Source organism: Streptomyces sp. NBC_00461, assembly GCF_036013935.1.
Lineage (GTDB): Bacteria > Actinomycetota > Actinomycetes > Streptomycetales > Streptomycetaceae > Streptomyces.
Genome location: NZ_CP107902.1, coordinates 2,687,266 through 2,699,775 on the forward strand (window position 1 = coordinate 2,687,266; position 12,510 = coordinate 2,699,775).

General features: G+C 71.3%; 12 protein-coding genes. 5 read left to right on the forward strand and 7 right to left on the reverse strand.

The features are described from left to right. The first annotated feature begins 20 nt into the window (after positions 1-20). Positions 21-1,781 (forward strand): hypothetical protein, encoded by a 1,761-nt coding sequence (locus tag OG870_RS12810; protein WP_266585276.1) that lies wholly within the window; start codon positions 21-23, stop codon positions 1,779-1,781. Positions 1,782-1,877: 96 nt separating this feature from the next. Here the strand turns inward: OG870_RS12810 and OG870_RS12815 are convergent, their stop codons facing one another. Further along, on the reverse strand, positions 1,878-2,234 hold the full coding sequence (locus OG870_RS12815) for an iron-sulfur cluster assembly accessory protein (protein ID WP_124004201.1): 357 nt from the start codon (positions 2,232-2,234) through the stop codon (positions 1,878-1,880). A gap of 291 nt (positions 2,235-2,525) precedes the next feature. Between OG870_RS12815 and nadA the strand changes: the two genes are divergently transcribed. Further along, positions 2,526-3,710, forward strand: coding sequence for a quinolinate synthase NadA (gene nadA / locus OG870_RS12820; protein ID WP_266512930.1), 1,185 nt, complete (start codon positions 2,526-2,528; stop codon positions 3,708-3,710). Between the two features lie 21 nt (positions 3,711-3,731). Here nadA and OG870_RS12825 read toward each other — a convergent pair whose 3' ends face one another. From OG870_RS12825 to OG870_RS12845, 5 genes are all read right to left on the reverse strand, one after another. Continuing rightward, a complete protein-coding gene (locus OG870_RS12825) occupies positions 3,732-5,975 on the reverse strand; it encodes a serine/threonine-protein kinase (RefSeq protein ID WP_327690873.1) in 2,244 nt (747 codons plus the stop codon). 110 nt (positions 5,976-6,085) lie between these two features. Continuing rightward, complete coding sequence (locus OG870_RS12830; protein WP_266512934.1) at positions 6,086-6,772, reverse strand: response regulator; 687 nt, start codon at positions 6,770-6,772, stop codon at positions 6,086-6,088. 28 nt (positions 6,773-6,800) lie between these two features. Next, positions 6,801-8,024 carry a sensor histidine kinase gene (locus OG870_RS12835; protein ID WP_266512937.1) on the reverse strand — a complete coding sequence of 408 codons (1,224 nt, stop codon included), beginning with the start codon at positions 8,022-8,024 and terminating at the stop codon, positions 6,801-6,803. A 147-nt stretch (positions 8,025-8,171) separates the two neighbouring features. After that, complete coding sequence (gene pspAA / locus OG870_RS12840) at positions 8,172-8,450, reverse strand: PspA-associated protein PspAA (protein ID WP_266512940.1); 279 nt, start codon at positions 8,448-8,450, stop codon at positions 8,172-8,174. Positions 8,451-8,473: 23 nt separating this feature from the next. Next, positions 8,474-9,241, reverse strand: a complete 768-nt coding sequence (locus OG870_RS12845) for a PspA/IM30 family protein (RefSeq protein WP_266520206.1) — start codon at positions 9,239-9,241, stop codon at positions 8,474-8,476. A gap of 242 nt (positions 9,242-9,483) precedes the next feature. On the opposite strand from OG870_RS12845, the gene OG870_RS12850 reads away from it, so the two are divergent. The 3 genes from OG870_RS12850 to OG870_RS12860 all read left to right on the forward strand — a co-directional run bounded on the left by OG870_RS12850 (position 9,484) and on the right by OG870_RS12860 (position 12,080). Continuing rightward, positions 9,484-10,158 carry a DUF3043 domain-containing protein gene (locus tag OG870_RS12850; RefSeq protein ID WP_266585272.1) on the forward strand — a complete coding sequence of 225 codons (675 nt, stop codon included), beginning with the start codon at positions 9,484-9,486 and terminating at the stop codon, positions 10,156-10,158. Positions 10,159-10,241: 83 nt separating this feature from the next. Then, positions 10,242-10,943, forward strand: a complete 702-nt coding sequence (locus OG870_RS12855; RefSeq protein WP_266585270.1) for a class I SAM-dependent methyltransferase — start codon at positions 10,242-10,244, stop codon at positions 10,941-10,943. A gap of 57 nt (positions 10,944-11,000) precedes the next feature. Next, positions 11,001-12,080, forward strand: coding sequence for a S1C family serine protease (locus tag OG870_RS12860; RefSeq protein WP_266585268.1), 1,080 nt, complete (start codon positions 11,001-11,003; stop codon positions 12,078-12,080). 53 nt (positions 12,081-12,133) lie between these two features. Here the strand turns inward: OG870_RS12860 and OG870_RS12865 are convergent, their stop codons facing one another. Continuing rightward, positions 12,134-12,346, reverse strand: coding sequence for a hypothetical protein (locus OG870_RS12865; RefSeq protein ID WP_266512951.1), 213 nt, complete (start codon positions 12,344-12,346; stop codon positions 12,134-12,136). Positions 12,347-12,510 lie beyond the last annotated feature (164 nt).

The window sequence follows — 12,510 nt, forward strand, 5'->3', positions numbered from 1 at the left end:
GCAGCAGAAGGAGCGATGCGGTGAACACCGAGCGACCCGACAACGACGCCGACGGCTCCGACGAGGAGCGGGGCGACACCGGCTCCGCGGCGGAGCAGGGTGCCGTGGCCGGACAGGGCCCCGAGGGTGCCGGCGCCCAGGGTTCCGACGCCCAGGGGGAGGGCGCACGGGCCGACGGCGCCCAGGTCGAGGAGAAGACCGAGGCTGCCGCGGCTGACGAAGGTGACGCCGAGGCCACCGAGGCTCCCGCGGCCGAGGACGGTGACGACGGCGTCCCCGACGCCACCCCCGCACCGGGCACGGATCACCCTCGCCCGCCCGCCCGCCGCTCCCCCGTGCTCATCGCCTCCGTCGCCGCCGCCGTGCTGCTCGTGGGAGGCGGCGGGGCCTATCTCACCGCATCCGCCACCGGGGGGTCCGGCGGCCGTACGGGCTCCGGGGCCTCCGGCGACGACAGCACTCCCCCGCCGCTCGCACTCGACGGCTACTCCGAGGGCGGTTCGAACGGGATCGCGCCCGGGGAGCCCAACCCGTACGGCGTGACGTACAAGGTCGACGGCACTCTGCCCGCCGGCCCCGGCTCCGCGCCCGTGTACCGGGCGGCCGGCGAGGTCACCAAGGACGAGGTGGCCCGGCTGGCGAAGTCCCTCGGCCTGGCCGGGGCGCCGGTGGCGCAAGGGCAGGCCTGGCAGGTCGGGCCCGCGGGGGACGGGTCCGGGCCGAGCCTCGTGGTGGACAGGCAGGCGCCGGGGACCTGGACGTTCCACCGGTACGCGGCCGGCACCGACGCCTGCCAGAGCATCACCAAGTGCACCAAGGATCCCGCGAACCCGGCCGGAGCCACGGTGAGCGAGGCGGCCGCGAAGAAGGCCGCGGCGCCCGTGCTGAAGGCGGTCGGTCAGGATGACGCGAAAGTGGACGCGAGCCAGGTCATGGGCGCCCAGCGGGCGGTGAACGCGGACCCGTTGGTCGGCGGGCTGCCCACATACGGCTGGGCGACCGGGCTGACGGTGAGCGCACAGGGCGAAGTGGTCGGCGGCAGCGGTCAGTTGAAGGCACCGGCCAAGGGCGACACGTATCCCGTGCTGAGCGCGAAGAAGACGCTGGAGCTGATGAACTCGGCGCCCACGACCGACCACCGCATGGGCATCGGCGGCTGCGCCAGCCCCGTACCGCTGAAGGACCGGCTGGAGGCGCCGTGCGGGCAGTCGACCTCGGGGGCCGGTGCGACGCCGTCGAAGGAGACCGTCACGGTCGACGGTGCGGTGTTCGGGCTGGCCGCGCGGGCTGTGGACGGGCGGCGGGCGCTGGTGCCGTCCTGGCTGTTCGAGGTGAAGGGTGCGGGCGCGCAGCACGGCTTCACGGTGACCTATCCGGCCGTCGACCCGAAGTACCTGGCGTCGAACTCGGCCACCGAGTCCCCGGAGCCGACCCCGTCGGCGACCGCCCCGGGCGACGAGCCGACCTCGGCGCCGGCCACCCGGGACGTCAAGGTGGACGGCTACACGGCGGACGGCAAGGAGCTGACCGTGAGCTTCACGGGCGGCGTGTGCGCCGACTACACGGCGAAGGCGAGCGAGAGCGCGGACGAGGTGACCGTCACGGTGACCGAGAAGCCCTGGAAGGGCAAGATCTGCATCATGATCGCCAAGGAGTTCCAGAGGACCGTGCAGCTGGACGAGCCGCTCGGTGACCGGAAGGTCGTGGGCTCGGACGGCAAGGGGATCGCGCTGGTGAAGCCGGGAGCGCGACTGCCGCGGGCTGCGGCCGGGGTCCAGTAGCCGCCCGGAGGAACGCGAAGGCGGCGGCCCTGTCGGAGGGGGCCGCCGCCTTCGGCATGTTCAGTTGTTCAGCGGGCCTCGGCCGGTCGGCGGGGCTTAGCTGAAGGAGTCGCCGCAGGCGCAGGAGCCCGTCGCGTTCGGGTTGTCGATCGTGAAGCCCTGCTTCTCGATGGTGTCGACGAAGTCGACGGACGCGCCGCCCAGGTACGGGGCACTCATGCGGTCGGTGACCACCTTGACGCCGCCGAAGTCCTTGACCACGTCGCCGTCGAGGGAGCGCTCGTCGAAGAAGAGCTGGTAGCGCAGGCCGGAGCAGCCGCCGGGCTGGACGGCGACACGCAGGGCCAGGTCGTCACGGCCTTCCTGGTCGAGCAGGGCCTTGACCTTCGCCGCGGCGGCGTCGGACAGGATGATGCCGTCGGTGACGGTGCTGGTCTCGTCCGATACGGACATCTACATCTCTCCCGGGTTGTACGGAGACTGCTTGCCGACGTTTTCAACCGCCGGAGGCACGGATTCATTCCGAGCCGGGCAACTTGTCTTTTCGCCCGTTCTTTCATGCTCGCACACCCGCGACGAAGCGAACAGCGACCCAAGGGCCCCTCCGGCACGGCACCGGGATTCATGTCACATCGACGTTATGACCATCGTCAAACTGACGTGAACCGGGTTATCATAGATAACGTCAGTTCGACGAAAAGCACTCCCGCAGAGAATATCCGCAGAACAGAAAGGGTGCGTGTCGTGACCACCGCCCAGACCACGGAGCTCGACGTACAGCCGAGTCCTCTTGCCCTGCTGCTCCTCGGCCGTGAGGCCGACCCGAAGAGCGAGCGCGGCGTCGAGTGTCCCGGTGACCTGCCCTCGCCGTCCGACCCGGACCTCGTGGCTCGCGCCCGCGCGGCCAAGGAGAAGCTCGGCGACAAGGTCTTCGTGCTCGGCCACCACTACCAGCGCGACGAGGTCATCCAGTTCGCCGACGTGACGGGTGACTCCTTCAAGCTGGCCCGGGACGCGGCGGCGCGTCCGGAGGCCGAGTACATCGTGTTCTGCGGTGTGCACTTCATGGCGGAGTCCGCGGACATCCTGACGTCGGACGACCAGAAGGTGGTCCTGCCCGACCTCGCCGCCGGCTGCTCGATGGCCGACATGGCGACGGCCGAGCAGGTCGCCGAGTGCTGGGACGTGCTGACCGAGGCCGGCGTGGCCGAGCAGGTCGTGCCCGTCTCGTACATGAACTCGTCCGCCGACATCAAGGCGTTCACCGGCAAGCACGGCGGCACCATCTGCACCTCGTCCAACGCCAAGAAGGCTCTCGACTGGGCCTTCGAGCAGGGCGAGAAGGTGCTGTTCCTGCCCGACCAGCACCTGGGCCGCAACACCGCCGTCCGCGACCTGGGCATGTCCCTGGAGGACTGCGTCCTCTACAACCCGCACAAGCCGAACGGCGGGCTGACGACGGACGAGCTGCGCGCCGCGAAGATGATCCTGTGGCGGGGCCACTGCTCGGTGCACGGCCGGTTCTCGCTGGACTCGGTCAACGACGTGCGCGAGCGCATCCCGGGCGTGAACGTCCTCGTCCACCCGGAGTGCAGGCACGAGGTCGTCGCCGCGGCCGACTACGTCGGCTCGACGGAGTACATCATCAAGGCGCTGGAGGCGGCTCCGGCGGGCTCCAAGTGGGCCATCGGAACCGAGCTCAATCTCGTACGACGCCTCGCGAACCGTTTCGCCGCCGAGGGCAAGGAGATCGTCTTCCTCGACAAGACGGTCTGCTTCTGCTCGACAATGAACCGCATCGACCTCCCCCACCTGGTCTGGGCCCTGGAGTCGCTGGCCGAGGGCAACCTGGTCAATCGGATCGAGGTCGACAAGGAGACCGAGGCGTTCGCGAAGCTCGCGCTGGAGCGGATGCTGGCACTGCCGTAGCCCGTGGGCCGGGGCCCGCGCTCACCCCGCCGAGACCGCTGTCCGGTGGGGGTGGGCCGGGTCGAGGGTGAAGATCGTGCCGTCGGCGGTCGCCACCACCAGGGCGCCCTTGTCGAACAGCACGACGGGCTCCAGGCCACTGGCCAGGACCTCGGCACGGGCGGCGGTCTCCCACAGCACGGTGCCCCGCGCCGCGTCCAGGGCCGCCACCCGTCCGCTCGCGCCGGCCGTGTACGCGGTGCGCCCGTCGGCGTCCACCGAGACCCGGCCGGCCGACTCCAGGGTGGTGCGGGACTCCCAGACCCGCGCTCCCGTCAGCGGCGAGACGGCGGTCACCAGGCCGCTGGAGGTGGAGAAGTAGAGCGTGCCGCGCGCCAGGGCCACGGTCCCCCGGTACCGCTGGGGCAACGGTGTCACCTCGCGCTTCCCGCTCTCCGGGTCGACGCGCACGATACGGGTGTACGTCAGGTCTTTGCTGACCGCGACCGCGTCCGCGTCCGACTCCACGAACAGCAGCTTCCCGTCGAGGGCGCCGACGAAGCTGCCGCTGTCCGCGGGTGAGGCCAGACGCCGCACGGAGCCGTCGGAGGGGTCGATGACGATGAACTCCGTGTCGTCGTCCGCCGCGTCGGTGACGCACTCGACGTACGGACGGTCCCCCAGGTCGAGCAGGGTGCAGAAGTGCTTCGCCAGCAGGGACGTCCTCCAGCGCTCCTTGCCGTCGGCCGCCGAGCGGGCGGTCACCGACCGGCCGTCGGCCTCCAGCATGAGGACCAGTCCGGGGACCTGGACCGACCCCGGGCTGCCGTTGTACACCTTCCGGGACCAGAGTCTTCCGCCGCTTTCGCGGTCGAGGGCGACGAGGGACTGTTCCTGGGTGAAGCCGGACTCGTTGTTGACGAGGAGTTGGACGAGCACCACGTCGCCGTCGGCCCCGACGACCGACGAGACGTACCGGTCGGCCGGGACCCCGGCGGGCGCGATGTCGGCGCGCCAGAGGATCGTGCCGGTTGCGGCGTCGATCCGTTCCGGGAGGAGTGCGTTGCCGCCGCAGTAGACGGAGCCCTGGTCCACCGCGCAGCGCGGCGCCATGTCCGTGCCGTGCACGTCCGGCGCCTTCATCGCTCCGCTCGCGGCGGTTTCCGTCACCCCCGTCTGCCACGGCTTCCAGCCGGCCGGGAGCGCCGGCCAGCGGGACGAGGCGGAGGACGAGGCGGACGAGGCCGGGCCCACCGGCGGGGAGTCCGAGAACCCCGGCCCGAACCGGATGTAGCCCAGCAGCCCCAAGCCCAGCGCGCCGACCGTGCCGACCGCGGCCCACAACGGACGTATACGGCCGCGGCGGCCGGGGCCGGCAGTGGTGGTGCGGCCGGACGCGATCCCCGGGCCGGTCTCCGCCCCGGCCCGCGGCGCGGGCCGCCGCAGGGTCATCGTGAGCGGCTCGTCCTCCGTGGGCTCGGGCAGGACTGCCGCGAACTCGTGGGCCAGTTCGTCGAGTTCGGGCCGGTCCTTGGCGTCCTTGGCCAGGCAGCGCTCCAGGACCGTGCGCAGCGGGCGCGCCACCCCCTCCAGCACGGGCTCGTTGTGGACCACCCGGTAGGCGGTCAGATAGGGGCTGTCGGCGTCGAACGGGCCCCGGCCGGTGACCGCGAACACCAGCAGGGCGCCGAGCGAGAAGACGTCCGAGGCGGGGCCCACCGTACGGGCGTCGGTGAGCTGTTCCGGGGACATGAAGGGCGGGGTGCCGATCATCTGCCCGGTCTCGGTGAGGGTGTTGTGGTTCTCGGCCGCGCGGGAGATGCCGAAGTCGATGACGCGGGGACCGTCCTCGGCCATCAGGACGTTGGCGGGTTTCAGGTCCCGGTGCACGACCCCGGCCCGGTGGATCTCCCGCAGCGCCTCCACCAACCCCAGGGCCAGTTGCCGCAGTTCGGCGCCGCGCAGCCGGCCCTCTGCACGGATCCGCTCGGCGAGGGAGCGGCCGGGCACGTACTGGGTGGCCATCCAGGGCCGTACCGCCTCCGGGTCGGCGTCCACGACAGGAGCTGTGAAGGCGCCGCTCACCTTGCGGACCAGCTCGATCTCCTGGCGGAACCGGGCCCGGAAGACCTGGTCCTCGGCGTGCTGGGCGTGCACCACCTTGACGGCGACCTCGCGGCCTGAGCGGGATCTGCCCCGGTAGACGATGCCCATGCCACCGGCCCCGAGCCGATCGACCAAGGTGTAGCCGCCGACCGATTTCGGGTCGTCCTTCCGCAGGGGCACGCCCGAATCCCTTTCCCACGTACGGCAGTCAAAGGCCACAGAATACGCAGCGAGCAGACGAGGGCGGCCGGGGGCCCGGCCACCCCTACGAGAACGTCACATGCCGCCGGTCACTCCGCCCGTGGACGGACCAGCCCGGACTCGTAGGAGATGACGACGAGTTGGGCCCGGTCGCGGGCGCCCAGTTTGGCCATGGCGCGGTTTACGTGGGTCTTCACGGTGAGCGGGGAGACCTCCAGGCGTTCGGCGATCTCGTCGTTGGAGTGGCCGCCGGCGACCTGGACGAGGACCTCGCGCTCGCGGACGGTGAGGGCGGCGAGCCGCTCGGCGCGGGCCGGGTCGCGGCTGTCGTCGGAGGCGTCGCCCTGGGCGAGGAAGCGGGCGATCAGGCCCTTGGTGGCGGCCGGGGAGAGCAGGGCCTCGCCGCCGGCCGCGATGCGGATGGCGCTCAGCAGTTCGTCGGGTTCGCTGCCCTTGCCGAGGAAGCCGGAGGCGCCGGCGCGCAGGGACTGCACCACGTAGTCGTCGACCTCGAAGGTCGTCAGGATCACCACGCGGACCTGGGCGAGGGTGGGGTCGGCGCTGATCATGCGGGTGGCCGCGAGACCGTCCGTGCCGGGCATCCGGATGTCCATCAGCACCACGTCGGCCCGCTCCTCCTTGGCCAGCCGCACCGCCTCCGCGCCGTCGGACGCCTCACCGACGACCTCCATGTCGGGCTCGGAGTCGACGAGTACCCGGAAGGCGCTGCGCAGCAGGGCCTGGTCGTCGGCGAGCAGGACACGGATCGTCGTCATACGGGGTCCTCCGCAGGGGGTGGGGGTGTCATACGGCGTCTTCCGCGGCGCGGGAGCGGGTCCTGACCGGCAGGATCGCATGGACCCGGAAGCCGCCGCCGTAACGGGGGCCGGTGGTGAGGGTGCCCCGCAGGGCGGTGACCCGCTCGCGCATGCCGAGCAGGCCGTGGCCGCCGCCGCTCGTGGGGTCGTCGTCCTCGCCCGAGCCGTTGTCGAGGACGGTGATCTCGATGTTGGGGCCGACGCGTACGACGCTGACCTCGGCCTTCGCCTCCGTACCGGCATGCTTTTGCACGTTGGTCAGGGCTTCCTGGATGACGCGGTAGGCGGCCAGGCCGACGGCGGCGGGGAGGGTGGTGCCGTGGTCGGCGCGGGCGACCTCGACATGCAGGCCGGCGCTGCGGAAGGTGCCGACGAGTTCGTCGAGGCGCTCCAGGCCGGGGGCCGGTTCGGTGGGGGCCTCGGGATCGCCCGACTGGCGCAACAGGCCGACCGTGGCGCGGAGTTCGTTGAGCGCGGAGCGGCTGGCCTCGCGGACGTGGGCGAGGGCCTCCTTGGCCTGGTCGGGACGCTTGTCCATGACGTGCGCGGCCACGCCGGCCTGCACGTTCACCAGGGCGATGTGGTGGGCGACGACGTCGTGCAGGTCCCGGGCGATACGCAGGCGCTCCTCGGCGACCCGGCGGCGGGCCTCCTCCTCGCGGGTGCGTTCCGCTCGCTCGGCGCGCTCGCGGATGGCCTGGACGACGGCGCGGCGGCTGCGGACGGCGTCGCCGGCGGTGGCGCCGATGCCGGTCCAGGCGAAGATGGCGAGATTCTCCTGGGCGTACCAGGGCAGGGGGCCGGCCAGCATGGAGGCACCGGTCAGGACGGTCATCGTCAGCAGGCCCAGACGCCAGGTGGTGGGGCGGTCGGTGGTGGCGGCGACGGTGAAGAGGGCGATGACCGCGGCCATGGCGACGGGGGCCCTGGGATCACCGACGACGCATTCGACGAGGGCGACGGTGCCGGTGAGGGCGAGGACCGTCCTCGGAGCGCGGCGGCGGAAGACCAGGGCGAGGGCGCCGAGCGTCATGAGCACGAGGGCAAGGGCGTCGGGGGTGCGGATGCCCCAGGTGACGCCGTCGTCGCCGTGCGGGTCGACGAAGGAGCCGGCCACCATGCAGACGAGTACGCCGGCCGCCAGGGTCGCGTCCAGCGCGAGGGGGTGCGCCTTCAGCCGACATCTGGTGCGTTCTAGCGTGCCGCTCACTCCTGAACAGTACGGGGCGCCTGACCGGGCCGGAACTGGTGGTGACCGTACCTTGATGTGGCCGCGTCCTGGGGGGCTGCCGCCCCCAGACCCCCGCTTCGGCCCTTGAGGGGCCTCGTCCTCAAACGCCGGACGGGCTGAAGGGGCCTACCCGGGGATCAAGCCGTCGTCGCTCAGCAGGTCCCTGACCTCCTCCAAGGTGGCGTCCTCGGACGGGAGGATCAGTTCCGAGGGTTCCAGGGAGTCGTCGGGCAGGGGGTCGCCCAGTTCGCGGACCTTGGCGAGGAGGGCCTGCAGGGTGCGGCGGAAGCCGGGGCCGTCGCCGTTCTGCATTTCCTGCAGGAGGACGTCGTCCAGCTTGTTCAACTCGGTGAGGTGGCCGTCGGCCAGCCTCACCTGCCCCTCCCCCATGATCCGTACGATCATGTCGCCCTCCTCGGCGTGGGCCCCTACTGCTTGTCGAAGCGCGGGGTGTCCTTCGGCTGCTGCTGGGACTGCGAGCCGCCCGCGCCGCCCTCGATCGCCTGGGGGGACGAGGAGCCGCCGGCCAGTTCGGCCTTCATGCGCTGCAGTTCCAGCTCTACATCCGTACCACCGGAGATCCGGTCCAGCTCGGCCTGGATCTCGTCCTTGTGCATGCCGGACTGGTCGTCGAGGGCACCCGAGGCGAGCAGTTCGTCGATGGCGCCGGCCCGGGCCTGCAGCTGCGCCGTCTTGTCCTCGGCGCGCTGGATCGCCAGGCCCACGTCGCCCATTTCCTCCGAGATGCCGGAGAAGGCCTCGCCGATCCGGGTCTGGGCCTGGGCGGCGGTGTACGTGGCCTTGATCGTCTCCTTCTTCGTACGGAAGGCGTCGACCTTGGCCTGGAGCCGCTGGGCCGCCAGAGTGAGTTTCTCCTCCTCGCCCTGCAGCGTCGCGTGCTGCGTCTCAAGGTCGGTGACCTGCTGCTGGAGTGCGGCGCGACGCGAGAGCGCCTCGCGGGCCAGGTCCTCACGGCCCAGCGCGAGCGCCTTGCGGCCCTGGTCCTCCAGCTTCGTCGACTGCGACTGCAGCTGGTTGAGCTGGAGCTCCAGGCGCTTGCGCGACGTGGCCACGTCGGCCACACCGCGGCGCACCTTCTGCAGCAGCTCCAACTGCTTCTGGTACGAGTAATCGAGGGTCTCGCGCGGGTCCTCGGCCCGGTCAAGGGCCTTGTTCGCCTTCGCGCGGAAGATCATCCCCATACGCTTCATGACACCGCTCATGGGCTTCGCGCGCCCCCTTCTGACGTCCAGCTCTGCGACAAGACCCACAGTACGGGCCCTGCATCCATTGACGCACTGTTCGGGGACGGATGCGCTCATCCCCAAGGACGACTGCCACCGCTCCCGCTCCGGCGTAGGGAGTAGGTGTCCCCCCAAGGAAACCCCTGACGGACACCGGGGCCGGAAGCACGCGCAACGTCCCCTCTGTCCCTTACATGACGACTGGTGTTGCCGGATCGTTCCCCGCGGGGCTGGGGTCCAACCCCGGGCACCCCGTACCCTTGGGTTTTGTGTTCCGTAGCCGTGCCAAGGAAGAGAAGGCCGCAGGCGCCGACAAGGCGTCGCTGACCGACTCCAAGCAGCCCCGTGACCCTCAGGCCAAGAAGGGCAGGCCCACGCCCAAGCGCAGTGCCGCCCAGTCCCAGCGCCGCAGCGTCGCCAGCACCTCGATGACGCGCAAGGACGCCTCCAGGCGTCAGCGTGACGAGCGGCGTGCCGCGATGGACCGGCAGCGCCAAGCGCTGGCCGGTGGCGACGAGCGTTATCTGCCCGCCCGCGACAAGGGGCCGGTGCGGAAGTTCGCCCGCGACTGGATCGACTCCCGTTTCAACGTCGCGGAGTTCTTCCTGCCGATGGCCGTGGTCATCCTCGTGCTGAGCATGGTGCGGGTGGGCTCGCTGCAGAGCATCGCGCTGCTGCTGTGGCTCGTGGTGATCGTGCTCATCGTGCTCGACGCGATCGTCAGCGCCTTCCGGCTGAGGAAGCAGCTCGCCGAGCGCTTCCCGGACCAGAACACCAAGGGCGCCACCCGGTACGCCCTGATGCGCTCCCTCCAGATGCGTAGGCTCCGGCTGCCGAAGCCGCAGGTCAAGCGCGGAGAGCGGCCCTGAGCACTACGTCGTTCTCCGGGGGCGCGGCGGATGCGTGGCTGAACACGCTGGGCGGTCTGCGCGATGTCGTACGGCAGGAGCTGGTGGCCCGGCAGCTCGACGAGCAGATAGCGGGCCGTTTCCCGGTCGGGCAGCGGCTTCGGGTGCTCGACGTGGGCATGGGCCAGGGCACCCAGGCGCTGCGTCTGGCCCGGGCCGGGCATCAGGTGACCGGCCTTGAGCAGGACTCCACGATGGTCGCGGCCGCGCGCGAGGCCCTCTCCGGGGAGCCCGAGGGCATCCGGGACCGGGTGCGGATCATCGAGGGCGACGGCCGCGACACCGGCGTGCACTTCCTGCCGGGCAGCTTCGACGTGGTCCTGTGCCACGGGGTGCTGATGTACGTCGAGGAGCCTGATCCGCTGCTGGCCGGACTGGCCCGGATGCTCGCCCACGGCGGACTGCTGTCGCTGCTCGTGCGCAACGCCGACGCGCTGGCGATGCGGCCGGGGCTGTCCGGGGACTGGACGTCCGCGCTGGGCGCCTTCGACACGGTCTCGTACACCAACCGGCTCGGCCTGGACGTCCGGGCCGACCGGCTGGGGACGCTGACCGCGACGCTGGCCGGGATCGGCGCGCCGCTGCACGCCTGGTACGGGGTGCGGGTGTTCACGGACACCGCGGCGGACGGGGCGGAGATCCCGGCGGACGTACAGACCCTGCTGACGGCCGAGGAGCGGGCGGGGCGGACGGATCCGTACCGTGGGGTGGCGGCGCTGCTGCACCTGTGCGGGGTACGCGGCTGAGCCCCGTTCGGGCGTGCGCCACGAGCCGGGGATTCACTCCGAAGTGAGACTCGGGGCATGGACGTTTCCCGGATCCGTGCCCAGCGGCTGCTCGCTTGTGCCGCCGCTCTCTGCTGCTCTCTCGCGTTCGTCTCGGCCTGCTCCGACTCCGGCTCCCGGAGCGACACGGAGAAGTCGACCGCGCGGGCCGCACAGGCCGCCGTCCCCATGACGACCAGCGATCTGCAGAACGACTACCAGAAGGTGATCAAGGACGTACTGCCGTCGGTCGTGCAGATCCAGGCGGGCAACGATCTGGGGTCGGGGATCGTGTACGACGACCAGGGGCACGTCGTCACCAACGCGCACGTCGTCGGGGACGAGAAGACGTTGCAGGTGACGACCGCCAACAGCGAGGGCGTGCACACCGCCGAGCTGGTCAGCTCGTACCCGGACCAGGACCTCGCCGTCATCAAGCTGGACACGGTGCCCAGCGGGCTCAAGGCGGCGACCTTCGCGGACTCCCCGAAGGTCGAGGTCGGGCAGATCGTCCTGGCGATGGGCTCGCCGCTCGGGTTGTCGTCCAGCGTGACGCAGGGCATCGTCTCGGCGACCGGACGGACCGTCACCGAGGGCAGCTCGGCCGGCGGTACCGGCGCGACGATCGGGAACATGGTGCAGACGTCCGCGGCCATCAACCCCGGCAACAGCGGCGGCGCCCTCGTCAACCTCGACGGGCAGGTCATCGGCATTCCGACGCTCGCCGCCACGGACCCCAGTCTCGGGGGCGGCGCGGCGCCCGGGATCGGGTTCGCGATCCCCTCGTCGACGGTGAGGACGATCGCCGACCAGATCGTCAAGGACGGCAAGGTCACCGACTCGGGCCGGGCGGCGCTGAACATCACGGGCCGCACGGTCGTCGACAGCCGGTACCAGGCCGCCGGGGTCGCCGTGGTCGAGGTGAAGAGCGGCGGGGCGGCCGACAAGGCCGGCATCCAGGCCGGGGACATCATCACCAGGCTGGGCGACACGGACATCACCACCATCACGTCCCTGTCCGAGGCGCTGGCGGCGGACCAGCCGGGCGAGAAGACGTCGGTGACGTTCACCCGGAACGGGAGTGAGAAGAAGACCGAGGTGACGCTGGGCGAGCAGTGAGGAGACGGGGCGGCCGGGTCGCGGCCGCCCCTCTGCCCGGGGCCTCGTCCCGACTACGCGTCCTCGGCGTGCAGGCTCATCGGCCCGTAGATCTCCGTGGAGTCCTCGAACAGCCGCGCCTGGTCGGCGCCGCCTTCCTGCAGCGGCTTCCAGTACTCGCCGATCCAGGACTCGGCATCCCCCTGCGTGGTGAACTCCTCGGGCTGCACCGCGGGCTGGACCTCCGCCCCGTCGGCCTTCTCGAACCGCCACGTCCATGACGCCATGTACGCCTCCTCGCTCCGCTGGGTTACGCCGTGATCAACCTAAGGTAGTCGGTTGCGTGAGGGCCGGTGGGGGCTTGTCGCGCCCCGCGGCGCAGCCGCTGATGTCACGGCCCCGCGCCCCTTAGGGACGTACCCGTGACGCCAGATCAGCAGCGACGGGCGAA

Coding starts and splice junctions, on each gene's coding strand:
- OG870_RS12815 (WP_124004201.1), bottom strand. CDS start 2,234: ATGTCCGTATCGGACGAGACCAGCACCGTCACCGACGGCATCATCCTG.
- OG870_RS12830 (WP_266512934.1), bottom strand. CDS start 6,772: ATGACGACGATCCGTGTCCTGCTCGCCGACGACCAGGCCCTGCTGCGC.
- pspAA (WP_266512940.1), bottom strand. CDS start 8,450: ATGATCGTACGGATCATGGGGGAGGGGCAGGTGAGGCTGGCCGACGGC.
- OG870_RS12845 (WP_266520206.1), bottom strand. CDS start 9,241: ATGATCTTCCGCGCGAAGGCGAACAAGGCCCTTGACCGGGCCGAGGAC.
- OG870_RS12850 (WP_266585272.1), top strand. CDS start 9,484: ATGACGACTGGTGTTGCCGGATCGTTCCCCGCGGGGCTGGGGTCCAAC.
- OG870_RS12860 (WP_266585268.1), top strand. CDS start 11,001: ATGGACGTTTCCCGGATCCGTGCCCAGCGGCTGCTCGCTTGTGCCGCC.
- OG870_RS12865 (WP_266512951.1), bottom strand. CDS start 12,346: ATGGCGTCATGGACGTGGCGGTTCGAGAAGGCCGACGGGGCGGAGGTC.